This is a genomic window from Pseudomonas sp. PAMC 29040, assembly GCF_003994535.1.
GTDB lineage: Bacteria > Pseudomonadota > Gammaproteobacteria > Pseudomonadales > Pseudomonadaceae > Aquipseudomonas > Aquipseudomonas paraversuta.
The window spans coordinates 1-23,030 of record NZ_RZAA01000019.1; the positions used below are offsets into that span (position 1 = coordinate 1).

Below are 23,030 nucleotides of genomic sequence, written 5' to 3' on the forward strand. Positions count from 1 at the left end.
GTCCAGGTCGGCATCATGATCAGCAGCACCAGCACGGTCTGCATCTCTTTGCGCGCATTGGCAATGGCATAGGCCATCGGATAGCCGATCAGCAGGCACAACGCGGTGCTGAAGAAAGCCATCTTCAGCGAGCCCAGGTAAGCGGCGATATACAGTTCGTCGTCACCCAGCATCGCGTAGTTGCCCAGGTTCAGCAGCAGCTGAATCTTTTGGTCAACGTAGCTGTAGATCTCGGTGTACGGCGGAATCGCCACGTCGGCTTCGGCGAAGCTGATCTTCAGGACGATGAAGAACGGCAGCATGAAAAACAGGAACAGCCACAGGAATGGAATCCCGATGACCATATGCCGGCCACCGGGGGTTATTCGTTGCAGACGGCGCTTGAATTTTCGAAGGTTCATGAGCGCAGTACCACGCCGCTGTCGTCTTCCCACCAGACGTAAACTTCGTCGTCCCAGGTCGGACGGGCGCCGCGGCGCTCGGCGTTGGCGACAAACGACTGGACGATCTTGCCGCCGGGCAGTTCAACGTAGAACACCGAGTGGCCACCCAGGTAGGCAATGTCATGCACCTTGCCCCGCGACCAGTTGTATTCACAGGTCGGCTTTTCGGTGGTGACCAGCATTTTTTCCGGACGGATCGCGTAGGTCGTGTGTTTGTCCTCTACCGAGGTGCTCACACCGTGACCTACGTAGATGTCGTTCTCCAGCTCCGGGCAGTTGATGCGCGCATAGCCTTCGGCGTCATCCACCACTTCACCGTCGAACAGGTTGACGTTGCCGATGAATTCGCAGACCAGACGGCTGACCGGCGTTTCATAGATGTCGATCGGGCTGCCGATCTGGGCGATCCAGCCCTGGTGCATGATCGCAATGCGCTGGGCCATGGTCATGGCCTCTTCCTGGTCGTGGGTCACCATGACGCAGGTCACGCCGACGCGCTCGATGATCTCCACCAGCTCGAGCTGCATTTGCGAACGCAGTTTTTTGTCCAGTGCGCCCATCGGCTCATCGAGCAGCAGCAGCTTCGGACGCTTGGCCAGCGAACGGGCCAGGGCCACACGCTGACGCTGACCGCCGGACAGTTGATGGGGCTTGCGCTTGGCGTACTGGGTCATGTGCACCAGTTTGAGCATTTCGCCTACCCGGGCATCGATCTCCGAAGAGGACATCTTGTCCTGCTTGAGGCCAAAGGCGATGTTCTGGGCCACGGTCATGTGCGGGAACAGGGCGTAGGACTGGAACATCATGTTGATCGGCCGCTCATAGGGCGGCATGTCAGTGATGTCTACGCCATCCAGGAAAATACGGCCTTCTGTTGGGCGCTCGAAACCGGCGAGCATGCGCAGCAAGGTGGATTTGCCCGATCCCGATCCGCCGAGCATGGCGAAGATCTCGCCTTTGTTGATTTCCAGGGACACATCGTCCACGGCAATCGTCTCGTCGAATTTCTTCGTGACCCGGTCGATTTTGACCAACACCTGTTTAGGGGTGTGGTCGCCCTCGAGGGCTTTCTTATAGGCGCCGGAGGCAACAGCCATTTACGAAACTCCCAACAAATTTAGCAGCCCGATCAATAGGGTCGGGCCTTGGATAGGTGGTCTTGCGAGTTATTTACCCGTCTTGACCTTGGTCCACGTGCGCGTCATCAGACGTTGCGTTTTCGGGGGTAGTTCGGTTGAAACGTAAGTTTTGTCCAGCACCGCCTGGGTCGGGTAAACCGCTTCGTCGGTACGGATGGACTCGTCCATCACTTTGTCTGCGGCAAGATTAGGGTTGGCATAGCCAACATAATCGCTGACCTGGGCAATCACTTCAGGCTTGAGCAGGTAATTGATGAATGCGTGGGCTTCCTTGACGTTGCCGGAGTCCTTGGGGATCGCCAGCATGTCAAACCACAGGGCGCCGCCTTCCTTGGGAACGATATAGGCGATGTTGACGCCTTTTTTGGCCTCTTCGGCACGTGCCTTGGCCTGGAATACATCACCGGAGAAGCCGATCGCAACACAGATGTTGCCGTTGGCCAGGTCGGAAATGTATTTGGAAGAATGGAAGTAGGTGACGTAAGGACGCACTGACATCAGGGTAGCTTCAGCTTTTTTGTAGTCTTTGGGGTTGGTGCTGTTTGGATCCAGGCCCAGATAGTTGAGCACGGTGGGCAGCATTTCATCGGCCGAGTCCAGGAAAGCCACGCCGCACGATTGCAGCTTCTTCATGTTCTCGGGTTTGAACACCAGGTCCCAGGAGTCGATGGAATCTACGCCCAGTACTTCCTTGACCTTATCGACGTTGTAGCCAATACCGTTGGTGCCCCACAGGTACGGCACCGCGTACTGGTTACCCGGGTCATTGGCCTGCAGACGCTTGAGCAGGACCGGGTCCAGGTTGGAGTAGTCAGGCAGTTGCGACATGTCCAGCTTCTGGAATGCGCCCGCTTTGATCTGCTTGCCCAGGAAGTGGTTCGACGGAACGACCACGTCGTAACCGGTGCGGCCTGCCAGCAGTTTGCCTTCCAGGGTTTCGTTGGAGTCGAAGACGTCATACACCGGTTTGATGCCGGTAGTCTTTTCGAAATCGGCCAGTGTGTTCGGGGCTATGTAGTCCGACCAGTTGTAAATGTGCACGGTGGGTGCCGCTTGAACGCTGACGGCAAGCGTCAAACCAGCTCCGACCAGCAGGGTCTTGCGAAACAAGGATGTAGACACGTGGTGGTCCTCTAAATAGTCGGGCCTCGGTGGCCCGCGTCACACGGCAGCAGAGCTGGCAAAGACAAAACCGGCGCGCAACTTACCCTCGATAAACCGACACGGCAAAGTTTTCTGCGATTTATTGCCCTAAAGCCATGATTTTCCGTGATTTTGCCCTCCTGCAGGAGCGAGCTTGCCGGCGATCCCGGGGATCTGAACAGCTCGCGAGCAAGTGCGCTCCTGCAAAGGGACCTTATTTACCGGATTTGATCTTGGTCCAGCTGCGAGTCAGCAGGCGCAAGGTTGCAGGCGGCAAATCGCTGATGGCATACAGTTTGGCTTTCACTTCATCCGATGGATAAATGCTCGGGTCACCGGAGATGTCTTTATTCACCAGCGGCGTTGCAGCCTTGTTACCGTTCGGGAAACGCACGCTGTTGGTGATTTCAGCCATGATTTCTGGCTGCATCAGGAAGTTCATCCAGGCGTAAGCGGCATCAACGTTCTCGGCATCCTTGGGAATGGCGACCATGTCGTAGAAGCTGCCGGCGCCTTCTTTCGGAATCGCATATTTCAGTTTGACCTTGCCACCGGCTTCCTTGGCACGGGAGATGGACTGTTCCAGGTCGCCCGAGTAACCCACGGCTACGCAGATATTGCCGTTGGCCAGGTCAGAGATGTACTTGGACGAGTGGAAGTAGCCCACCGAAGGACGAATCTTCAGGAACAGTGCTTCGGCTTCAGCCAGTTGCTTCTTGTCCTGGGAGTCGGTCGGGTAGCCCAGGTAGTGCAGGGCGGCCGGGATCATTTCGGTCGGCGAGTCGAGGAAGCTGATGCCACAGCTTTTCAGCTTGGCAGCGTTTTCCGGCTTGAACAGCACGTCCCAGGAATCGATGGTATCGACGCCCAGTGCGGCTTTGACCTTCTCCGGGTTGTAGCCGATACCGATAGTGCCCCACATGTACGGGAAGGCGTGTTTGTTGTCTTTGTCGCTGGCATCGCCAACGGCCTTGAGCAACGCAGGATCGAGGTTTTTCCAGTCTGGCAGCTTGGAGCGGTCCAGTTCCTGGTAAACCCCGGCCTTGATCTGCTTGGCCAGGAAATTGTTGGATGGCACGACGATGTCGTAGCCGGACTTGCCCGCCAGCAGTTTGGCCTCGAGGGTCTCGTTGCTGTCGAACACGTCGTAAACCACTTTGATACCGGTCTGGTCTTCAAACTTTTTGACGGTATCGGGCGCGATATAGTCGGACCAGTTGTAGATGTGCAGAACCTTGTCCGCGGCTTGAACTGCCCCAGCCATCACCCCCATCAAGGACAGGGCGAGAAGGGTCTTGCCAGCTTTTTTAAAACCTGATGCCTTCATCTGTAATGCTCCAATTGTTCTTTTAAACCACCGATTCAGCGACCTGATCTCAGGATGACTAAAGCCGGCGGGTAGTCTGGCAAGATCCGGGGCAGGCTTTCAAGGGAAGAGCCTTGATTCTTAAGGCTCCGAGCGCAATTGCCGGCAATAAAACCGCCGATGTCATTCACCCGGAGCCTGGCGGTCAACCTTGCAGTACTTCCAGAGTCAGATCCAGGCACTTACGGGCCTTGGTTACCAGCTCGTCGATCTCGTCCTTGCTGATCACCAGCGGCGGCGAGATGATCATGGTGTCGCCCACGGCGCGCATGATCAGCCCGTTCTCAAAGCAGAACTGCCGGCAAATCATGCCAGCGCCACGGCCTTCATAACGTTTGCGGGTGGCTTTGTCCTGAACCAGTTCAATGGCTCCCAGCAGACCCACACCGCGCACTTCGCCCACCAACGGGTGATCGTTCAGTTCACGCAGACGCTTTTGCAAATACGGTGCCGTTTCGGCGTGAACCTTCTCGATAATTTTTTCTTCGCGCAGGATGCGGATGTTTTCCAGCGCAACTGCGGCGGCTACCGGGTGACCGGAGTAGGTGAAACCGTGGTTGAAATCGCCACCTTCGTTAAGCACGGCGACCACTTCGTCGCGCACAATCAGGCCACCCATTGGGATGTAACCCGAGGTCAGGCCCTTGGCGATGGTCATCATGTCGGGTTTGAGGTCGTAGAAATCGCTACCGAACCACTCACCGGTGCGACCAAAGCCGCAAATGACTTCGTCAGCCACGAACAGGATGTCGTACTTGGCCAGGATTTCCTTGATGCGCGGCCAGTAGGTGTCTGGCGGAATGATCACGCCGCCTGCGCCCTGAATCGGCTCGGCAATAAAGGCCCCGACCTTGTCGACGCCAATTTCGAGGATCTTTTCTTCCAGCTGGTTGGCAGCCCAGATACCGAACTCTTCCGGGGACATGTCGCCGCCTTCCGCGAACCAGTACGGTTGCGCGATGTGCGTGATGCCCGGGATCGGCAAGTCGCCCTGTTCATGCATGTAGGTCATGCCGCCCAGGCTGGCGCCGGCCACGGTTGAGCCGTGGTAGCCGTTCTTGCGGCTGATGATGACCTTCTTCTCGGGCTGGCCCTTGATCGCCCAGTAGTGGCGAACCATGCGCAGCATGGTGTCGTTGCCTTCAGAGCCGGAACCGGTGAAGAACACGTGGTTCATGCCTTCAGGGGCAATCTGGGCGATGACCTTGGACAACTCGAGTACTGGCGGGTGAGCGGTCATGAAAAACAGGTTGTAGTACGGAAGCTCGCGCATTTGTTTACTGGCCGCATCGGCCAGTTCGTCACGTCCGTAGCCAATGGCAACACACCACAGGCCGGCCATGCCGTCGAGAATTTTGTGCCCTTCGCTGTCCCACAGGTACACGCCCTTGGCGTGGGTGACAATGCGTGGACCGACTTCTTTCAATTGCTTGAAATCACTGAACGGCGCCAGGTGATGGTCGTTGCTCAGTTGTTGCCAGTGGAGGGTTTGCGGGTTCTTGTTAGTCATAAAGCACTCTCCTTTATTCCGTTAGGTGCCGCGCCTTCCTGGCGCAGCACTCTGGTGACAGACGGGGTGGATCAGACGGCGAACAGCAGGAATTCCCGCTCCCACGAACTGATGACACGCTTGAAGTTTTCATGCTCGGCACGTTTGACTGCGATGTAACCCGCAATGAATTTGGTGCCCAGGTATTTCTCTACAGTCTTGCTGCTTTCCATGCGTGCCAGGGCTTCTTCCAGGGTCAGCGGCAGGCGCAGGTTGCGGCGCTCATAACCGCGGCCCACCACTGGCGCGCTCGGATTGATCCCTTCCACCATACCGATGTAGCCGCACAGCAAGCTGGCGGCAATGGCCAGGTACGGGTTGGCGTCGGCCCCCGGCAGGCGGTTCTCGACCCGGCGGTTTTGCGGGCCGGCATCCGGTACGCGCAGACCTACGGTGCGGTTCTCTTCGCCCCATTCCACGTTTACCGGCGCCGAGGTATCAGGCAGGAAGCGGCGGAAGGAGTTCACGTTCGGTGCAAACAGTGGCAGCAGTTCGGGAATGAACTTCTGCAAGCCGCCGATGTGATTCAGGAACAGCTGGCTCATGGTTCCATCTTCATTGGAGAAGATGTTTTTGCCGGTTTCGATGTCGATGATGCTCTGGTGCAAGTGCATGGCGCTGCCCGGTTCGCCGGTCATGGGTTTGGCCATGAAGGTAGCGGCTACGTCGTGCTTGAGCGCGGCTTCGCGCATGGTGCGTTTGAACACCAGAATCTGGTCGGCCAGCGACAGTGCGTCGCCGTGACGGAAATTGATTTCCATCTGCGCGGTGCCGTCTTCGTGGATCAGGGTGTCCAGATCCAGTTCTTGCAGCTCGCACCAGTCGTATACATCTTCGAACAGGGGATCGAATTCGTTGGCCGCTTCAATGGAGAACGACTGACGCCCGGTTTCCGGGCGTCCTGAACGCCCGATCGGCGGCTGCAACGGGTAGTCCGGGTCGTCGCTGCGCTTGGTCAGGTAAAACTCCATTTCTGGCGCCACGATCGGCTGCCAGCCGTGGTCGGCATAGAGTTTGAGGACCTTTTTCAGCACGTTGCGCGGCGACAGCTCAATCGGGTTGCCTTGTTTGTCGTAGGTGTCGTGAATCACCTGGGCCGTAGGCTCGATCGCCCAGGGCACCATAAAGACAGCGTTCTGATCCGGACGGCAGATCATGTCGATATCGGCAGGGTCCAGCAGCTCGTAGTAGATGTCGTCTTCGACATAGTCGCCCGTTACGGTTTGCAGCAAAACGCTCTCGGGCAGGCGCATGCCTTTTTCGGCAATGAACTTGTTGGTCGGCGAAATCTTCCCGCGTGTAATCCCGGTAAGGTCGGCGATCATGCATTCGACTTCTGTGATCTTGTGGTCTTTCAACCAATCGGTGAGCTGGTCGAGGTTGTTACTCATAAATGCCTCTGGGCTGAGTGTCCTGGCTTGGATAAGTCAGGCGTTTACTGACGCATCCGCGTCGTGTTGAGTGGCGCGCCTTCTGCAGGCATCGCGAGATAAATCGGGTTAGAGCTTACCTGCCATTCGGGGTGCCATTGCACGGCTAAAGCAAAAGCCTTGCCGCCTTCGATCGAAACCGCCTCCACCAGGCCGTCCGGAGCCAGGCCTGCCAGTACGCCGCCCGGTTGAATGTTGCATGGCGTGACTCGGTGCGCTGGGGTCTTCTCGATGCTCGATGAAGCCTTCGACTTCGTGCAATTTCTGGTGAAGTGAGCCACCCGGGGCTACATTCAATTCCTGAAACCCGCCACAGATCCCCGGCACAGGAACACCTGTGGCGAGAGCGGCACGGATCAGGGGGAGGGTGGTGCGATCACGGTCAGGATCATGCAGCGTGTCAGGCGCGCTGGTGGGGCCGTGATATAAATGAGGTTCGATATTGGACGGTGACCCGGTAAACAGCAGTCCGTCCAGACTGTCCAGAATATTGGTCGGATCAATCGGTTCCGCCAAGGACGGAAGGATCAGAGGCAAGCCTTTGGCGGCCACCGCGACTGCTCGCACGTACTTATCGCCAGTGATGTGATAAGGATGCAAACCGATCTGCTTGGTGCAGGCGGTGACGCCGATTAACGGCAGGCGTGACATGTAACACCCCGGTATTATTGCTGTTATGGGTTTGAATCGAGCTTAGCCTTGTTCATTTTTTTACACAACACCCCCGTAAAAAATACAATACGCCCCGCTCAAGCCTGCGGGCGGCAAGGTTTTTAAAAGGGCAAAGACGCCCTGAAAAGCGTCAAAAATGGCCTTTAAGCCCTTTTTCAGGGCAAAAAATAGGCTGCTTGACTTCGGTATGCCGTTCGGGTTGACTGAATCCCGTAGCGCTCAATGATTGATATTTTTAACAACAAAGGTGTTGCATCATGTCGGTACCCCCGCGTGCCGTTCAGCTTAACGAAGCGAACGCGTTCCTTAAGGAACATCCTGAGGTTCTGTACGTTGACCTTCTAATTGCGGATATGAATGGTGTGGTGCGCGGTAAGCGCATTGAACGCACCAGTCTCCACAAGGTTTACGAGAAAGGCATCAACCTGCCAGCCTCTCTGTTTGCGCTGGATATCAATGGCTCAACGGTGGAAAGCACCGGTCTGGGTCTGGATATCGGTGACGCAGACAGAATCTGTTATCCAATTCCTGACACCCTGTGCAATGAACCATGGCAAAAGCGCCCCACTGCGCAACTGCTGATGACCATGCACGAACTCGAAGGTGAGCCGTTCTTCGCCGACCCTCGCGAAGTATTGCGTCAAGTTGTTACGAAATTTGACGACATGGGTCTCACCATCTGCGCCGCTTTCGAGCTCGAGTTCTACCTGATTGACCAAGAGAACGTTAACGGGCGTCCACAACCGCCGCGCTCGCCGATCTCCGGCAAACGTCCGCATTCGACCCAGGTTTACCTGATCGACGATCTCGACGAATACGTCGACTGCCTCCAGGACATTCTGGAAGGTGCCAAAGAGCAAGGCATCCCGGCTGACGCCATCGTTAAAGAAAGTGCCCCGGCGCAGTTCGAAGTGAACCTGCACCACGTTGCCGACCCGATCAAGGCCTGCGACTACGCAGTACTGCTAAAACGTCTGATCAAAAACATCGCCTACGACCATGAGATGGACACCACGTTCATGGCCAAGCCTTATCCGGGCCAGGCGGGTAACGGGTTGCACGTACATATTTCGATTCTGGACAAAGAGGGCAAAAATATTTTTGCCAGCGAGGATCCCGAGCAGAACGCCGCATTGCGTCACGCGATCGGCGGTGTGCTCGAGACCCTACCGGCGCAGATGGCGTTCCTTTGCCCTAACGTCAACTCCTACCGTCGTTTCGGCGCACAGTTCTACGTGCCGAACTCGCCGTGCTGGGGCCTGGACAACCGTACGGTGGCCCTGCGGGTACCGACCGGTTCTTCTGACTCCGTGCGTCTGGAACACCGGGTGGCTGGCGCCGATGCCAACCCGTACCTGTTGATGGCCTCGGTTCTGGCGGGCGTGCACCACGGCCTGACCAACAAGATCGAGCCACCACCACCGGTAGAAGGCAACTCCTACGAGCAGAACGAGCAAAGCCTGCCGAACAACTTGCGTGATGCCCTGCGCGAGCTGGATGACAGCGAAGTGATGGCCAAATATATCGACCCTAAATACATCGATATTTTTGTGGCCTGTAAAGAGAGCGAACTGGAAGAGTTTGAACATTCCATCTCCGACCTCGAGTACAACTGGTACTTGCATACCGTGTAAGCGGTTGCAGTCCTGAAAACGCCATCGGCCAACAGCCGGTGGCGTTTTTTTATGTGCGCACCAGCACCGGCGATCCAGGCGAAGGTCTGTGGCGAACATCCAGTCCGGCTCGTACAATGCCTGCTGCCCCGCAGGAGACACCCATGACGCGCCCCGCCTCGCCCCGCGCTACACCTCGCAAGCCCCGCGCCCGCAGTCAGGTCCGAATTGATTCGATACTCGACGCCGCCCGCACATTGCTCGCCGCCGAGGGGGTGTCCAGCCTGTCGATTTACAGTGTGGCGCAGCGTGCGGCAATTGCGCCGTCATCGGTCTATCACTTTTTCCCCAGTGTGCCGGCGTTGCTCCAGGCCCTGACGAGTGATGTCCATGGCGCGTTCCGCGCCTGCCTGAAACAACCGGTTGCCCATGACGAGCTCAATGGCTGGCGTGATCTTTCGCGGATTATCGAGCAACGCATGCTGACCATTTACCACCAGGATGCGGCCGCCCGGCAGCTGATTCTGGCCCAGCACGGGCTTACCGAAGTGACGCGGGCCGACAGTCAGCACGACCTTGAACTGGGCCAGTTGATGCACGGGTTGTTTATGCGCCACTTCGAGCTTCCGGTACTGCCGCAAGAGGTGGACGTTTTTGCCCTGGCCATGGAGTTGGGTGACCGCGTGTATGCGCGCTCCATCCAGATAAACGGCAGCATCACCCCGCGCATGGCCGAAGAAGGCGCGCGGGTGGTCGATGCCTATCTGGGGTTGTACCTGCCGCCGTACCTGCCCAAACGCCCAAGCCCGGCCTTACCCCTGTAGGAGCGAGCTTGCCTCGCGAGCTTTTCACGACCCGGGATTCAGCGTTAAAAGCTCGCGAGGCAAGCTCGCTCCTACAACAGGCTCGCTTCTGCAGGTCAGAAGGGCGCATCACCGAGGATCGTCGCGCGGTGCATCACGCGGCGATTCGGGCGGTAATCATCCACGGCGTAATGCTGGGTCACGCGATTGTCCCAGAACGCTACGTCGTTCTCCTGCCAGCGCCAGCGGATGGTGTACTCCGGGCGGGTGCTGTGGGCGAACAGCAACTTGAGGATCGCTTCGCTTTCAGCCTCTGAAAGTTCATTGATTCTGGTGGTGAAGCCTTCGTTGACGAACAACGATTTGCGCCCGCTGACCGGGTGCGTGCGGATCACCGGGTGCGACAGCGGCGGGTTGTTTTTGCGGGTCTGTTCCCAGCGCTGCAAATCTTCGGGTGTCGAACCAAAACGCTCCAGCGGGAACGACTTGGTGAAGTCGTGGGTAGCGGTCAAACCATCCAGCAGCACTTGCAGTGGCCTGGACAGACCCTCGAACGCTGCGATCCCGCTGGCCCACAAGGTATCGCCGCCAAAAGCCGGCAACTGCTTGGCACTCAGCACCGCGCCCAGCGCCGGGGTCGGCAAGAAGGTCACGTCGGTGTGCCACACCGCGTTGTCACGGACATCGGTAACGGCCGTGTCCAGCACCAGCACTTCAGGTTGTTCCGGTATGTTGGGATAAATCGGATGAATATGCAGATCGCCAAAATTGGCCGCAAAGCGTGCTTGCTGTTGCGGGGTGATCGACTGTTGTTTAAAGAAAATCACCTGATATTCGAGCAGCGCCTGCTCGATGGCATCGCGCTGCAGCGGGCTCAGAGGCCGGGTCAGATCGACGCCGTCAATCTGGGCGCCAAGGGCAGAGCTAATCGGGGTAATGGTCAGGCTCATGGTCTATCTCTTTATCAGCGCGCCGATTGATCAGCGTCGAGTGCAATTCGAAGTATCTAGTGAGCCTGGCCGTGCCACGGCACCAGCTTGCGTTGCAGGGCGCGCAGGCCCATTTCCATGGCAAAGGCGATGATGGCAATCACCAGAATCCCCAGGACCACCACGTCGGTGACCAGGAATTGCGCAGCGGACTGCACCATAAAACCCAGGCCGCTGGTGGCGGCGATCAACTCGGCTGCCACCAGGGTCGACCAGCCCACGCCCAGCCCGATACGCACACCGGTCAGAATGTCCGGCAGGGCGCTGGGCAAAATCACATGGCGAATCAACTGCCAGCGAGTGGCACCCAGCGACTGGGCGGCGCGGACTTTGGCCGGGTCGACGGTACGCACGCCGGTGGCAGTGGCAATTGCAATCGGGGCAAAGATCGCCAGATAAATCAGCAGTACTTTCGACAGTTCGCCAATCCCGCACCAGATCACAATCAGCGGCAAATAGGCCAGCGGCGGAATCGGCCGATAGAACTCGATCAGCGGGTCGAAAATCCCCCGCGCGATGCGGTTGTGGCCGATAGCGATGCCCACCGGCACCGCGGTCAGAATCGCAAAGCCCAGGCCCAGGCCGATACGGGTCAGACTGGCGCCCAGGTGCTGCCACAAGGTGGAGTCCATATAACCTGTGGTCGCCAGCAACCAGCCTTTTTCCAGCACGGCCGAAGGTGGCGGCAAAAACAGCGGCTCGATGAGTCCGGCGGCAGTCACGGCCCACCAGACGGCAAGCAGCGTGAGGATGGTCAGGACGCTGATCCAGCGCGTACTCAGGCTGCGTTTTACCGGGCGCGGTGCGTGGGGCGCTGCAACTGCAGCTTCGGCGACGGCTTCATAACTGCTCATGCGTGCTCCTGGTGCCGGGCGGCACCGCGTTGGGAAAACACACGTTCCAGCACGTGTTCACGGGTTTCGATAAAGCGCGGATCGGATTTGATCGAACGGGCCGATTCGCCGGCGTTGTAACGCTGACCGAAGTCCAGGCTCAGCCGCTCAACAATGCGGCCCGGATTGGGCGCGAGCAAAATCAGGTCGGTAGCCAGAAAAACCGCTTCTTCAATGTCGTGGGTAATCAGAAATACGGGTTTGTCCGTGCGCTTGCACACTTGCAGCAGCAACTCTTGCATCTGTTCGCGGGTGAAGGCGTCCAGTGCGCCGAAAGGTTCGTCCATCAGCAACACGCGCGGGTCGGCCGCCAGGGCCCGAGCCAGGCCGACACGTTGTTTCTGGCCGCCCGAAAGCTCCCAGACGCGGCGCTGTTCAAAGCCCGACAAATCCACCAGCGCCAGCATTTCACGGGCGCGGCTTTCACGCTTGTTGCGGGGGACTCCGGCCAGTTCAAGGCCGAAGGCCACATTGGCCAGCACGTCCTGCCAGGGCAGCAGTACATCGTCCTGAAACACCACTCCGCGCTCGGCGCTCGGCCCTTTGACCTGAGCCCCGTCGAGGGTGATGCGTCCGCCGCTGGGTTCAACAAAACCGGCGATCAGATTCAGCAAGGAGGTTTTGCCGCTGCCCGACGGGCCAAGGGCGACCAGCAGTTGCTGAGGGCCGAGGCTGACGGAAATATCCGACAGCACCGGCTCAGCTGCGCCCGGGTACTGTGCGCTGATACGCTCCAGTGATAACAAGGCCATGACGGTCGACTCCTCAGCGGGCGAAAATTATTGAGTAATGAAACTGGCGTTAACCGACGGCGCGTAGTCCGACAGAACCGCGTCGACCTTGCCTTGCTCTTTGAGGAAGGTCGCGGTGTCGGTCAGCGCTTTGGTGGTAGGTGCGCCCAGCAGAACCACCTGATCGGCGGCCAGCGGGTAGACGTTGCCTTGCAGCAGTAGCGCAATATCAGCCGCTTTGGCGCCCGAGAGCTTCACCACCTTGTCGACGTTGCTTTGATTGGCCAGCCAGGCTTTTGGGTCCTTGTGATAGTCGGCGTAAGCATCCAGGGTGACTTTGGCGAACGCTTTAACGATTTCCGGGTGCTTGGCGGCGAAGTCCTTGCGCACGATCCAGGCGTCAAAGGTCGGTGCGCCGAATTTGGCCAGCTCGCCAGAGGTGATCAGCACCTTGCCGTTTTCCTTGGCTGCGCCCAATGCCGGGTCCCACACATAGGTGGCATCAATATCGCCACGCTTCCAGGCCGCCACAATGGCCGGCGGCGCCAGGTTCAGAATCTGTACTTTCGAAGGATCAATATTCCAGTGCTTTAGCGCTGCCAGCAGGCTGTAGTGGCCGGTAGAGACAAAGGGCACGGCGATTTTCTTGCCGATCAGGTCCTGCGGGCCATTGATCCCGGAACCGTCACGGGCCACCAGGGCTTCGGCGCCGCCGATCTGGGTTGCGATCAAAAAGGTTTCCACCGGCACCTTGCGGGTGATGGCTGCGGTCAGCGGGCTTGAACCCAGGTAGCCGATCTGCACATCGCCCGAGGCAATGGCGGCAATGATGTCGGAGCCGTTATCGAATTTGCGCCAGTTGATTTTGGCACCGGTAGCTTTCTCGTAAGCACCGTCGGCCTGGGCGACTTTCGCCGGGTCTACGGTGGTTTGGTAGGCCACGGTCACGTCGTTGGCTGCGGCCTGGACAAAGAAGCTGGCACCCGCCAGGGACAAAGCTGCCAAAAGGCGTAATGGAGAGTGCAGTTTCATCAAGTAGCTCCTCGGCAGGTGGCCGGATATCGGCAGAGCGCGAGGTTAAATGATCTAAGAATGCGTAAATAAATAACTTTTAAGCATTAGCTTATGTTGTTCCGCAACATGCACAAACGCGCGCGAGCTTTATCTGCTCCGGTGTTTCGCCTGGCAACTGATCGGGTAGGAGTTAAGCGCTAAATGTTATTAAAAAATTCATAAATTTTTGTTTAGGAATTAGACAAAAGGCCGATAGGATTCCTCCGATTTTGCGCGGGTAATATTTAGACATATATCCATTCGATCTGAAAAAATTCTAAACAATTCTTTTTAGTTTTATGGAGTAGCCATTATCCTGCGCATAAATGGCAGACGACTAGACAAAGGTCGTAGACATGATTGGTTACGATTGACTTGTCAGTCATTGTCCGGCGCTAATCGCGCATCTGTAGCACCGAGACGTCAGATCTTGGGTTAAAGAACTACAAAAATTAGAAACGCATAGGAGCAACACCATGAACAAGTCCACCTTGGCCATCGCTGTGGCCGTAGGTTTGTTGGCGCAACAGGCAAGCGCTGCCGGTTTTATTGAAGACAGCAAGGCCACGCTGAAACTGCGTAACTTCTATATCAACAACGATAACCGTGATTCGGGTGCGCCGAAGAACTCCAACTACACCGCTGAATGGGGCCAAGGCTTCCAGCTGGACTACACCTCGGGTTTCACCCAGGGCACAGTTGGTTTTGGTGTGGATGCAATTGGCCTGCTGGGCGTCAAGCTGGACTCCAGCACTGCCAAGCACGGTAACCCGACTGGCCTGAACGCCGGTGGCTCGGTATTCCCAAGCGACGGCGACCACGCTGTGGACGATTTCTCCAGCCTGGGCCTGACGGCTAAAGCCAAGATTTCCCAGACTGAATTGCGCATCGGTACCTTGCAGCCAAAACTGCCGGTCATCGTGACCAACGACGGTCGCCTGCTGCCGCAAACCTTCCAGGGTGGCCAGATCACCTCCAGCGAGTTCAAGGACCTGACCTTCACCGGCGGCCAGATCGAACACGCCAAGGGTCGTAACTCCACCAACAACGAAGGCCTGTCGATTGCTGGCGCCAACGGTGGCTCCAACTACGACACCGGCAAATTTGTTAACAAGTTCTATTACGGCGGTGCCGACTACAAGGTCAACAAAGACCTGTTGCTGCAGTACTACTACGGCAATCTGGAAGATTTCTACAAGCAACACTTCCTGGGTCTGACCCACAACTGGTCCATCGGTCCGGGCGTGTTGAAAACTGACTTGCGCTACTTCAACAGCTCCGATGACGGTAAAAACGGCCATGATCCGCTGTACTACACCTCCGGTGACTACGCCCATAGCTCGACGGGCAACGGCAAAGGCAAGGTTGATAACAACCTGTACAGCGGTCTGTTCCTGTACACCGTTGAAGGTCACACCTTCGGTGGCGGTTACCAGGTCAGCAACGGCAGCAGTGACTTCCCTTGGCTGAACCAGGGCGACGGTTCGTCGGCTTACCTGACTACCGACATGCAAATCCAGAAGTTCGCCCGTGCTGGCGAACGTACCTGGCAGGCTCGCTACTCGTATGACTTCGCCAAGCTTGGCGTTCCCGGCCTGACGGCGGGCGCGGTTTACCTGCGTGGCGACAACATCGACACCTACAGCGGCAACAAGCAGACCAGCAATGGCGCTTCCGAGTGGGAACGCGATATCACTGTGGCCTACGTGGTACAGGAAGGCGCGTTGAAAAACCTCGGCTTCATGTGGAAAAACGCCATGTGGCGCAACGACATTGCCAACCAGCGCGACCAGGACGAAAACCGTCTGATCGTCAGCTACTCGATTCCGTTGCTGTAAGCCGGTTGTAGTAACAGGCAAGAAAAATCCTGCCCGGCGCAATGCCGGGCAGGGTGTTTACCGAAGACCGAATCGATCAATTCGCAACACATTTGAATGTCGCAGCTCCCTGCCGCTCCCCTTGCCTAAACCTGAATCCAGAGTGGCCCCATGCCTTGGCCGCGTCCAATGAAACAGTTTTTAATATTCCTTTATGCTCTAACCAAATCGATATTTATTCTTTTTAATTAGTTCATGGTGCAGGCAGAGTAAGTCCATCACGCCCTGCCATTCCCTATAAAAAGGAGCTGCACCATGAGCCTCAGACTCGGCGACATCGCCCCCGATTTCGAACAGGATTCCAGCGCCGGCAAGATTCGTTTTCATGAATGGCTGGGCGATAACTGGGGCGTGCTGTTTTCACACCCGGCGGACTTCACCCCGGTCTGCACCACCGAGCTGGGCTTCACCGCCAAGCTCAAGGACGAATTTGCCAAACGCGGGGTCAAAGCCATCGCGCTGTCCGTCGACCCGGTGGACTCGCATCACCGCTGGATCGAAGACATCAACCAAACCCAGAACACCCAGGTCAACTTTCCGATCCTGGCCGATGCCGATCGCAAAGTGTCCGATCTCTACGATCTGATTCACCCCAATGCCAGCGATACCCTGACGGTGCGCTCGCTGTTCGTGATTGATCCGAACAAAAAGATTCGCCTGACCATCACCTATCCGGCCAGCACCGGACGCAATTTCAATGAAATTTTGCGCGTGATCGATTCGTTGCAACTGACCGACAACTTCAAAGTTGCCACCCCGGCCAACTGGCAGGACGGCGACGAAGTGGTGATCGTGCCGTCGCTAAAAGATGAAGACGAAATCAAGAAGCGCTTCCCCAAGGGCTACCGCGCTGTGAAGCCCTACCTGCGCCTCACGCCGCAGCCAAACAAATAATCCTCTCCTGTAGAAGCCAGCTTGCTCGCGATCTTTTTGATCTGCACGGCTCGCTCCTGCAGAGTTTCCATCTTCAAGTGCAACAGGGTTTGGGGCCGTTTCGACGGCCCTTTTTTTTGCGCTTTGAATCGTCAAATCTCATATTCATTTAAGGAATAAACAAATGAATAAATATGATTTATAGATATATAAATCACCTGTTAAGGTCTTCTCACTCAAGCGAAAACGCTGACAGCGAATTGCACACATTCACTCAAGGAAATGCCCGATGCTGGTCGTGACACTCGGAGGTAGCCCAAGCCAACGATCCCGCTCCGGGGTGCTGCTGGACCGCGCCAAACACTGGCTCAACCAGCAAGGCGTAGAAGTCGTGAGTTACCAGGTACGTGACTTTGCGGCCGAAGACTTGCTCCACGCACGTTTTGACAGTCCGCAAATCATCAATCTGTTGCAACACATCGAAAATGCCGATGGCCTGGTGATTGCGACGCCGGTGTACAAGGCCTCGTTCAGCGGTGCACTGAAAACCATCCTTGATCTGCTGCCTGAGCGCGCCCTGAGCCATAAAGTGGTATTGCCCATCGCTACGGGTGGCAGCATCGCCCACATGCTGGCCGTGGACTACGCCCTCAAGCCGGTGCTCTCTGCGCTCAAGGCTCAGGAAATGCTGCACGGCATTTTTGCCGATGACAGCCAGATTGCTTACGGCGAAGGCGGCGCACAAGCGCAACTGGTGCCGATCCTGGAACAACGCTTGAGCGAGGCTCTGGAGCAGTTTTACAGCGCCCTGGCCCGCCGTCCGAAACCGCTGGACCCGAACATTCTCAACGAGCGCCTGCGCACGGCTCGCTGGAGTATCTGAACCAATCGATGCCACGGCATCTGTGTGGGAGCTGGCTTGTCAGCGATTGAGGCGCCCCGGATTGCCTGAGGCGATGCAGTGATGCCAGCGCCGGCAAGCCAGCTCCCACAGATACAGCCCACAGTTTCAAGCAATTCCGCCTTACCGATCCGCTAACGGCCCGGCAGGTGCAACCCGAATCTCGAACCTTAATAGGAGAGCGCCATGCGCCCTGTCATTTTGCGTCGTGGAGTGGTCGCACTGTTAGCTGCGGCCGTGTCCTTTGGCGTCGTTTTACACGCTCAGGCCGATGCCCTGCGTATCGGTTATCAAAAGTACGGCACCCTTGTGCTGCTCAAGGCCAAGGGCACGCTGGAGAAGCGTCTGGCCGAGCAGGGTGTCGAGGTGCAATGGACTGAATTCCCCGGTGGCCCGCAATTGCTTGAAGGCCTGAACGTCGGCTCCATCGACTTCGGCGTGACGGGTGAAACCCCGCCGGTGTTCGCCCAGGCCGCCGGTGCCGATCTGCTGTATGTCGCCTACGAGCCGCCCGCTCCGACCAGCGAAGCGATTCTGGTGCCCAAGGATTCGCCGATCAAATCGGTCAAAGACCTCAAAGGCAAAAAGGTCGTACTCAACAAAGGCTCCAACGTTCACTACCTGTTGGTGCGTGCCCTGGAAGACGCCGGCCTGAAGTACAGCGATATCCAGACCATATTCCTGCCGCCCGCCGATGCCCGTGCTGCGTTTGAGCGGGGCAGTGTCGATGCCTGGGTCATCTGGGACCCGTACCAGGCCGCTGCCGAACAACAGCTGCAGGCACGCACCCTGCGTGATGCCAGCGCGCTTGCCGACAATCATCAGTTCTACCTGGCGACCAAGCCTTACGCCGAACAGCATCCCAAGGTCATCGAGACCCTGATCGAAGAAGTGCGCAATGTCGGTGAGTGGGCCAAAGCCAACCCGGAAGAAGTCACGCAGCAAGTGGCGCCGCTCCTGGGCCTGGCGCTTGATATCACCCGCACGGCGGTCAAGCGCCAGGGCTACGGCGCGCAGTTCTTGACCCCTGAAGTGGTCAACGCCCAGCAAAAAATCGCTGACAGTTTTTACCAGCTCAAGCTGATTCCCAAGCCGCTGGTTGTGAAAGATGTGATCTGGACACCACCGGCCGCTGTGGCCAAAGCCAACTAACGCTTGCCGTACCCATTCAGGAGACAACTCCATGAGCCTCAATATTTTCTGGTTCCTGCCTACCCACGGTGACGGCCATTACCTTGGCACCTCCGAAGGCGCCCGTGCCGTTGATTACGGTTACCTGCAACAAGTGGCACAAGCGGCAGACCGCCTGGGTTTTGGCGGAGTTCTGATCCCTACCGGCCGCTCGTGCGAAGACTCGTGGCTAGTGGCGGCAGCATTGATCCCTGTCACTCAGCGCCTGAAATTTCTGGTGGCGCTGCGTCCGGGTATCGTCTCGCCGACCGTGGCAGCCCGTCAGGCCGCGACCCTGGACCGACTGTCCGGCGGACGCGCGCTGTTCAATCTGGTGACCGGCGGTGACCCGGAAGAACTGGCCGGTGACGGCCTGTTTCTGAGCCACGAAGAGCGCTATCAGGCCTCGGTAGAGTTCACCCGCATCTGGCGCCGCGTGCTCGAAGGCGAAACCGTGGACTACGACGGTCAGCACATCACGGTCAAAGGCGCCAAGTTGCTGTACCCGCCGATTCAGCAACCGCGTCCGCCGCTGTACTTCGGCGGCTCTTCGGAAGCTGCGCAGGATCTGGCCGCAGAGCAGGTTGAAATGGTTCTGACCTGGGGCGAGCCACCGGCTGCGGTCGCCGAAAAAATTGCCCAGGTACGGGCCAAGGCTGCCAAACACGGACGTACCGTACGTTTCGGCATTCGCCTGCACGTCATCGTGCGCGAAACCAACGACGAGGCCTGGAAAGCGGCAGACAAACTTATTTCTCATCTGGATGACGACACTATTGCCCGGGCCCAGGCTTCACTGGCGCGTTTCGATTCCGTCGGCCAGCAGCGCATGGCTGCCCTGCACGGCGGCAGCCGCGACAATCTGGAAGTCAGCCCCAACCTGTGGGCGGGGGTCGGTCTGGTGCGCGGTGGTGCGGGTACGGCTCTGGTGGGTGACGGCCCGACAGTGGCAGCACGGGTCAAGGAATACGCCGATCTGGGCATCGACACCTTTATTTTTTCCGGCTACCCGCATCTGGAAGAGTCGTACCGGGTGGCTGAACTGCTGTTTCCGCACCTCGATATCGAGCGCCCGGAACTGCCGAAAAGTTCGGGATACGTGAGTCCGTTTGGCGAAATGGTGGCCAACGATATTCTTCCTAAAGCTGCTGCGCAGAGTTGAGGCGGCCATGAGCAAGGGCAAGGCTTCAAGCCTCAATAGCATCGGCCACAAACTGGCGCCCTGGGCCTTGCCGGTATTGCTGCTGGCGGTATGGCAGCTGTCGGTATCGGCGGGCTGGTTGTCGACCCGCATTCTGCCTGCCCCTAGCGCCGTATTCGCGGCCGGGGTCGAGTTGGTGCGCAGTGGCGAGATCTGGAAACACCTCGCCATCAGCGGCTGGCGGGCCGGGGTCGGTTTTGTCATCGGTGGCAGCATCGGCCTGGTGCTGGGCTTCATCACCGGCTTGTCGAAATGGGGCGAGCGCCTGCTGGACAGTTCGGTGCAAATGATCCGCAACGTACCGCACCTGGCGCTCATCCCTCTGGTCATCCTGTGGTTCGGGATCGACGAGTCGGCGAAGATTTTCCTGGTGGCGCTGGGGACTTTATTCCCCATCTACCTCAACACCTATCACGGCATCCGCAACGTAGACCCTGCTTTGGTGGAAATGGCGCGCAGTTACGGGCTGTCCGGTTTCAGCCTGTTTCGCCAGGTGATCCTGCCCGGTGCCTTGCCTTCGATCCTGGTGGGGGTGCGTTTTGCCCTGGGCTTTATGTGGTTGACCCTGATCGTGGCCGAAACCATTTCCGCCAGCTCCGGCATTGGCTACCTGGCGATGAACGCCCGGGAGTTTTTGCAAACCGACGTGGTCGTGCTGGCGATTGTTCTGTACGCGGTGCTCGGCAAATTGGCCGATACCGCGGCCCGGGGCCTGGAGCGTGTGTGGTTGCGCTGGCACCCGGCCTATCAAGTGGTTAAAGGCGGTGCAGCATGACGGCTCAACAACCTCCGCGTTTGCGTCAGGGCATTCCGCTGGCCATCAAAGGCCTGCAAAAGTCTTTTGCTGAGCGTCAGGTCCTGCGTGACATCAATCTGCATATTCCTGCCGGTCAATTCGTGGCGATAGTAGGGCGTAGCGGTTGTGGCAAAAGCACCCTGATGCGCCTGCTGGCCGGGCTCGATCAACCGACGGCTGGCCAACTGCTGGCAGGCACGGCAGCGCTGGAAGAAGTCCGCGAAGACACGCGGCTGATGTTTCAGGAAGCGCGTTTGCTGCCCTGGAAAAAAGTCATCGACAACGTCGGGCTAGGGCTCAAGGGCGACTGGCGTGCCAAGGCGCTAAAAGCGCTGGAAGAGGTGGGTCTGGCCGAGCGCGCCAATGAATGGCCGGCGGCTTTATCGGGCGGGCAAAAACAGCGTGTGGCCCTGGCTCGTGCGCTGATTCACCAGCCGGGCCTGTTGTTACTGGATGAACCCTTGGGTGCGCTGGATGCCTTGACCCGCATCGAGATGCAGCAACTGATCGAACGCCTGTGGCGCCAGCACGGATTCACCGTATTGCTGGTGACCCACGACGTCAGCGAAGCCGTTGCGATTGCCGATCGGGTCATCCTGATCGAAGACGGCGAAGTGGGGCTGGACCTCACAGTCGAACTGCCGCGCCCCCGGGTGCGCGGATCGCACCGGCTGGCGGCACTGGAAACTGAAGTACTCAACCGGGTACTTGCCTTGCCTGGCTCGCCCCCTGAGCCGGAACCCGTTGCACCGCTGCCTACGCAACTGCGCTGGGCGCAATAACCGCACTTTTCTATCCCAAGACAGGAATCGACACCATGACCATCAAAGCCATCAACGTTCGCAACCAGTTCAAAGGCCATATCAAGGAAATCGTGCTGGGCGACGTGCTTTCGGAAATCGACGTACAGACGGCATCGGGCATCGTTACCTCGGTCATCACCACCCGTTCGGTCAAAGAGCTGGAGCTGGTAGTGGGCAGCGAAGTAATCGCCTTTGTAAAATCCACCGAAGTATCCATCGCCAAGTTGTAAAGCATGAAAGACCGATCCCCGAGCGGTGTAAGCCCCTCGGAGTTTTTTTATGCTTTATCTGTAGGAGCGAGCTTGCTCGCGAGCCTTTGAAGCTCGCGAGCAAGCTCGCTCCTACAGACCAGACATATTCAGAACTACCATCGTGTTTCAGAGCTTTGAGCCCCCATTAGTCTTTGTCTTTTGATACTTATTCAGAGGGTAAAGGAATGTCAGGCTCTATCCATGGATGTCGGCTTCGCACAGGCAGAGTATCTGAGACGGGTCGGATTTATCTGCTCACGGCCGTGGTGAAAGACCGTGAACCGACTTTCAGCAACTTTCATAGCGCTCGACTTTTGATCAATGAACTTCGCAGAACTCAAAGCGAGGGATTGGTTAAATCACTCGCCTGGGTCGTCATGCCCGATCACTTTCACTGGTTGATCGAACTACAAGACGCCAGCCTAGCGACAGTCATGAGACGGACAAAATCGTGCAGTGCTCGAGTGATTAACGCGGCCTGTAAACGCAATAATCATTTTTGGCAAAAGGGCTATCACGACCGGGCGATTCGTTATGACGAAGATCTGGCAAGCGTCGCCCGCTATGTCGTCGCCAACCCCCTGCGGGCAGGTTTGGTGCAGCGCCTGGGCGATTACCCGCACTGGGATGCCATATGGCTCTAACCCCTGTAGGAGCGAGCTTGCCTCGCGAGCTTTCAAGGCGGGGAGTCAGGCTTTGCGCCACACACTCACCAGCCACGGCTGCTGGTCGCGGGGCAGGCCGGGGGGGCGGTAGTAGTGTTCCAGTTCGACAAAACCCGCCCCGGTAAGCATCGCCTGCCAGTTTTCCAGATCGTGGTATGCCCCGTAACGCTGGCCATTCCAGCCTTCTCGATTGTCCCCGCGGGGGTTGGAACTCAGCAGTACGCCGCCAGGCTTCAGGGTGGCGTGCAGCTTGCCCAGTACTTGCGCAAGCTCTTGGGTCGGTACGTGGAACAACGAGGCGTTGGCGAAGATGCCGTCAAAGTGTTCGGCAGGCAGGTCCAGCTTGAGAAAATCCTGATGCCATACTTCACAGCCACTGTCCTGGCGGGCCATCTGGGTGAAGCGTTCAGTGCCGTCGAGCCCGACCGCTACATGCCCCAGGCGGGTGAAGGTTTGCAGATCGCGCCCCGGACCGCAGCCAAAATCCAGAAGGGTAAATGGCGCTCTGCCCTGGATATGCCGCAGTAATGCGTCGATGTTCTGGCTCACATCATGGTCGCGAGTCCCTTCGCGAAAGCCTTCGGCACTCTGCTGATAATGCTCCAGCGTGGTGGCAGCAATCTGTTCGAGGGTTTTTGCATCGAGGGTCATGGCAGGCTCGGTCGGCGG

At 57.8% G+C, this 23,030-nt stretch carries 21 protein-coding genes and 2 pseudogenes; 11 read left to right on the top strand and 12 right to left on the bottom strand.

Annotated features, from left to right (window positions below; genetic code table 11):
- The 7 genes and pseudogenes from WG29040_RS23865 to WG29040_RS23895 all read right to left on the bottom strand — a co-directional run.
- Window positions 1-401, bottom strand: a pseudogene (locus WG29040_RS23865) (putrescine ABC transporter permease PotH); the annotation flags it as partial.
- Complete coding sequence (locus tag WG29040_RS23870) at window positions 398-1,540, bottom strand: ABC transporter ATP-binding protein (RefSeq protein ID WP_010657423.1); 1,143 nt, start codon at window positions 1,538-1,540, stop codon at window positions 398-400. The pseudogene WG29040_RS23865 and the gene WG29040_RS23870, both read right to left, overlap by 4 nt.
- Before the next feature lie 69 nt (window positions 1,541-1,609).
- Window positions 1,610-2,704 carry a polyamine ABC transporter substrate-binding protein gene (locus WG29040_RS23875; RefSeq protein WP_003444617.1) on the bottom strand — a complete coding sequence of 365 codons (1,095 nt, stop codon included), beginning with the start codon at window positions 2,702-2,704 and terminating at the stop codon, window positions 1,610-1,612.
- A gap of 235 nt (window positions 2,705-2,939) precedes the next feature.
- Window positions 2,940-4,052 carry a polyamine ABC transporter substrate-binding protein gene (locus WG29040_RS23880; protein ID WP_003444615.1) on the bottom strand — a complete coding sequence of 371 codons (1,113 nt, stop codon included), beginning with the start codon at window positions 4,050-4,052 and terminating at the stop codon, window positions 2,940-2,942.
- A gap of 184 nt (window positions 4,053-4,236) precedes the next feature.
- Window positions 4,237-5,601: an aspartate aminotransferase family protein gene (locus WG29040_RS23885; protein ID WP_003444612.1), complete on the bottom strand. Its 1,365-nt coding sequence runs from the start codon at window positions 5,599-5,601 to the stop codon at window positions 4,237-4,239.
- Between the two features lie 71 nt (window positions 5,602-5,672).
- On the bottom strand, window positions 5,673-7,031 hold the full coding sequence (locus WG29040_RS23890) for a glutamine synthetase family protein (protein WP_003444610.1): 1,359 nt from the start codon (window positions 7,029-7,031) through the stop codon (window positions 5,673-5,675).
- Between the two features lie 36 nt (window positions 7,032-7,067).
- Window positions 7,068-7,721, bottom strand: a pseudogene (locus WG29040_RS23895) (gamma-glutamyl-gamma-aminobutyrate hydrolase family protein).
- A 278-nt stretch (window positions 7,722-7,999) separates the two neighbouring features.
- Between WG29040_RS23895 and WG29040_RS23900 the strand changes: the two are divergent.
- Both WG29040_RS23900 and WG29040_RS23905 read left to right on the top strand, forming a co-directional pair.
- Complete coding sequence (locus WG29040_RS23900; RefSeq protein ID WP_003444606.1) at window positions 8,000-9,376, top strand: glutamine synthetase family protein; 1,377 nt, start codon at window positions 8,000-8,002, stop codon at window positions 9,374-9,376.
- A gap of 143 nt (window positions 9,377-9,519) precedes the next feature.
- Window positions 9,520-10,179: a TetR/AcrR family transcriptional regulator gene (locus WG29040_RS23905; protein ID WP_003444604.1), complete on the top strand. Its 660-nt coding sequence runs from the start codon at window positions 9,520-9,522 to the stop codon at window positions 10,177-10,179.
- A 95-nt stretch (window positions 10,180-10,274) separates the two neighbouring features.
- Here the strand turns inward: WG29040_RS23905 and tauD are convergent, their stop codons facing one another.
- Genes tauD through tauA form a run of 4 tightly spaced genes read right to left on the bottom strand, consistent with a single transcriptional unit; the run spans window position 10,275 to window position 13,803 of the window.
- The gene (gene tauD, locus WG29040_RS23910) at window positions 10,275-11,108 is read right to left on the bottom strand and encodes a taurine dioxygenase (RefSeq protein WP_127197069.1); all 834 of its coding nucleotides are present in this window, start codon (window positions 11,106-11,108) and stop codon (window positions 10,275-10,277) included.
- Window positions 11,109-11,164: 56 nt separating this feature from the next.
- Complete coding sequence (tauC, locus tag WG29040_RS23915; RefSeq protein WP_003444601.1) at window positions 11,165-12,001, bottom strand: taurine ABC transporter permease TauC; 837 nt, start codon at window positions 11,999-12,001, stop codon at window positions 11,165-11,167.
- The gene (tauB, locus tag WG29040_RS23920; RefSeq protein ID WP_003444599.1) at window positions 11,998-12,792 is read right to left on the bottom strand and encodes a taurine ABC transporter ATP-binding subunit; all 795 of its coding nucleotides are present in this window, start codon (window positions 12,790-12,792) and stop codon (window positions 11,998-12,000) included. Before tauB ends, tauC begins: the two co-directional genes overlap by 4 nt.
- Before the next feature lie 27 nt (window positions 12,793-12,819).
- Entirely contained in the window at window positions 12,820-13,803 is a 984-nt protein-coding gene (gene tauA, locus WG29040_RS23925) for a taurine ABC transporter substrate-binding protein (RefSeq protein ID WP_127197070.1), read from the bottom strand.
- A gap of 497 nt (window positions 13,804-14,300) precedes the next feature.
- Between tauA and WG29040_RS23930 the strand changes: the two genes are divergently transcribed.
- From WG29040_RS23930 to WG29040_RS23970, 9 genes are all read left to right on the top strand, one after another.
- Window positions 14,301-15,662 (top strand): OprD family porin, encoded by a 1,362-nt coding sequence (locus WG29040_RS23930; protein ID WP_003444596.1) that lies wholly within the window; start codon window positions 14,301-14,303, stop codon window positions 15,660-15,662.
- A gap of 294 nt (window positions 15,663-15,956) precedes the next feature.
- Complete coding sequence (locus tag WG29040_RS23935) at window positions 15,957-16,595, top strand: peroxiredoxin (protein WP_003444594.1); 639 nt, start codon at window positions 15,957-15,959, stop codon at window positions 16,593-16,595.
- A 268-nt stretch (window positions 16,596-16,863) separates the two neighbouring features.
- Window positions 16,864-17,457 (top strand): NADPH-dependent FMN reductase, encoded by a 594-nt coding sequence (gene ssuE, locus WG29040_RS23940; RefSeq protein ID WP_003444592.1) that lies wholly within the window; start codon window positions 16,864-16,866, stop codon window positions 17,455-17,457.
- A gap of 204 nt (window positions 17,458-17,661) precedes the next feature.
- Window positions 17,662-18,627 carry a sulfonate ABC transporter substrate-binding protein gene (locus tag WG29040_RS23945; protein ID WP_003444589.1) on the top strand — a complete coding sequence of 322 codons (966 nt, stop codon included), beginning with the start codon at window positions 17,662-17,664 and terminating at the stop codon, window positions 18,625-18,627.
- Window positions 18,628-18,658: 31 nt separating this feature from the next.
- Window positions 18,659-19,807 (top strand): FMNH2-dependent alkanesulfonate monooxygenase, encoded by a 1,149-nt coding sequence (ssuD, locus tag WG29040_RS23950; protein ID WP_003444587.1) that lies wholly within the window; start codon window positions 18,659-18,661, stop codon window positions 19,805-19,807.
- Between the two features lie 7 nt (window positions 19,808-19,814).
- Entirely contained in the window at window positions 19,815-20,621 is an 807-nt protein-coding gene (ssuC, locus tag WG29040_RS23955; protein WP_003444585.1) for an aliphatic sulfonate ABC transporter permease SsuC, read from the top strand.
- Window positions 20,618-21,424 (top strand): aliphatic sulfonates ABC transporter ATP-binding protein, encoded by an 807-nt coding sequence (gene ssuB, locus WG29040_RS23960; RefSeq protein WP_003444583.1) that lies wholly within the window; start codon window positions 20,618-20,620, stop codon window positions 21,422-21,424. The genes ssuC and ssuB overlap by 4 nt, the downstream gene beginning before the upstream one ends.
- Before the next feature lie 35 nt (window positions 21,425-21,459).
- Window positions 21,460-21,675, top strand: coding sequence for a molybdopterin-binding protein (locus WG29040_RS23965; protein WP_003444581.1), 216 nt, complete (start codon window positions 21,460-21,462; stop codon window positions 21,673-21,675).
- Window positions 21,676-21,881: 206 nt separating this feature from the next.
- Window positions 21,882-22,340 (top strand): transposase, encoded by a 459-nt coding sequence (locus WG29040_RS23970; RefSeq protein WP_039736989.1) that lies wholly within the window; start codon window positions 21,882-21,884, stop codon window positions 22,338-22,340.
- Window positions 22,341-22,385: 45 nt separating this feature from the next.
- Here WG29040_RS23970 and WG29040_RS23975 read toward each other — a convergent pair whose 3' ends face one another.
- Window positions 22,386-23,012 carry a bifunctional 2-polyprenyl-6-hydroxyphenol methylase/3-demethylubiquinol 3-O-methyltransferase UbiG gene (locus WG29040_RS23975; protein WP_127197071.1) on the bottom strand — a complete coding sequence of 209 codons (627 nt, stop codon included), beginning with the start codon at window positions 23,010-23,012 and terminating at the stop codon, window positions 22,386-22,388.
- Between the last annotated feature and the right edge of the window lie 18 nt (window positions 23,013-23,030).

What these genes read in the sequence shown, in the direction of transcription:
- ssuE (WP_003444592.1), top strand. Translation starts at nt 16,864, where the DNA reads ATGCTGGTCGTGACACTCGGAGGTAGCCCAAGCCAACGATCCCGCTCC.
- WG29040_RS23930 (WP_003444596.1), top strand. Translation starts at nt 14,301, where the DNA reads ATGAACAAGTCCACCTTGGCCATCGCTGTGGCCGTAGGTTTGTTGGCG.
- WG29040_RS23965 (WP_003444581.1), top strand. Translation starts at nt 21,460, where the DNA reads ATGACCATCAAAGCCATCAACGTTCGCAACCAGTTCAAAGGCCATATC.
- WG29040_RS23900 (WP_003444606.1), top strand. Translation starts at nt 8,000, where the DNA reads ATGTCGGTACCCCCGCGTGCCGTTCAGCTTAACGAAGCGAACGCGTTC.
- ssuB (WP_003444583.1), top strand. Translation starts at nt 20,618, where the DNA reads ATGACGGCTCAACAACCTCCGCGTTTGCGTCAGGGCATTCCGCTGGCC.
- WG29040_RS23905 (WP_003444604.1), top strand. Translation starts at nt 9,520, where the DNA reads ATGACGCGCCCCGCCTCGCCCCGCGCTACACCTCGCAAGCCCCGCGCC.
- ssuD (WP_003444587.1), top strand. Translation starts at nt 18,659, where the DNA reads ATGAGCCTCAATATTTTCTGGTTCCTGCCTACCCACGGTGACGGCCAT.
- tauC (WP_003444601.1), bottom strand. Translation starts at nt 12,001, where the DNA reads ATGAGCAGTTATGAAGCCGTCGCCGAAGCTGCAGTTGCAGCGCCCCAC.
- WG29040_RS23885 (WP_003444612.1), bottom strand. Translation starts at nt 5,601, where the DNA reads ATGACTAACAAGAACCCGCAAACCCTCCACTGGCAACAACTGAGCAAC.
- WG29040_RS23975 (WP_127197071.1), bottom strand. Translation starts at nt 23,012, where the DNA reads ATGACCCTCGATGCAAAAACCCTCGAACAGATTGCTGCCACCACGCTG.
- WG29040_RS23890 (WP_003444610.1), bottom strand. Translation starts at nt 7,031, where the DNA reads ATGAGTAACAACCTCGACCAGCTCACCGATTGGTTGAAAGACCACAAG.
- WG29040_RS23945 (WP_003444589.1), top strand. Translation starts at nt 17,662, where the DNA reads ATGCGCCCTGTCATTTTGCGTCGTGGAGTGGTCGCACTGTTAGCTGCG.
- tauB (WP_003444599.1), bottom strand. Translation starts at nt 12,792, where the DNA reads ATGGCCTTGTTATCACTGGAGCGTATCAGCGCACAGTACCCGGGCGCA.
- WG29040_RS23880 (WP_003444615.1), bottom strand. Translation starts at nt 4,052, where the DNA reads ATGAAGGCATCAGGTTTTAAAAAAGCTGGCAAGACCCTTCTCGCCCTG.
- WG29040_RS23935 (WP_003444594.1), top strand. Translation starts at nt 15,957, where the DNA reads ATGAGCCTCAGACTCGGCGACATCGCCCCCGATTTCGAACAGGATTCC.
- tauD (WP_127197069.1), bottom strand. Translation starts at nt 11,108, where the DNA reads ATGAGCCTGACCATTACCCCGATTAGCTCTGCCCTTGGCGCCCAGATT.
- WG29040_RS23870 (WP_010657423.1), bottom strand. Translation starts at nt 1,540, where the DNA reads ATGGCTGTTGCCTCCGGCGCCTATAAGAAAGCCCTCGAGGGCGACCAC.
- tauA (WP_127197070.1), bottom strand. Translation starts at nt 13,803, where the DNA reads ATGAAACTGCACTCTCCATTACGCCTTTTGGCAGCTTTGTCCCTGGCG.
- WG29040_RS23970 (WP_039736989.1), top strand. Translation starts at nt 21,882, where the DNA reads ATGTCAGGCTCTATCCATGGATGTCGGCTTCGCACAGGCAGAGTATCT.
- ssuC (WP_003444585.1), top strand. Translation starts at nt 19,815, where the DNA reads ATGAGCAAGGGCAAGGCTTCAAGCCTCAATAGCATCGGCCACAAACTG.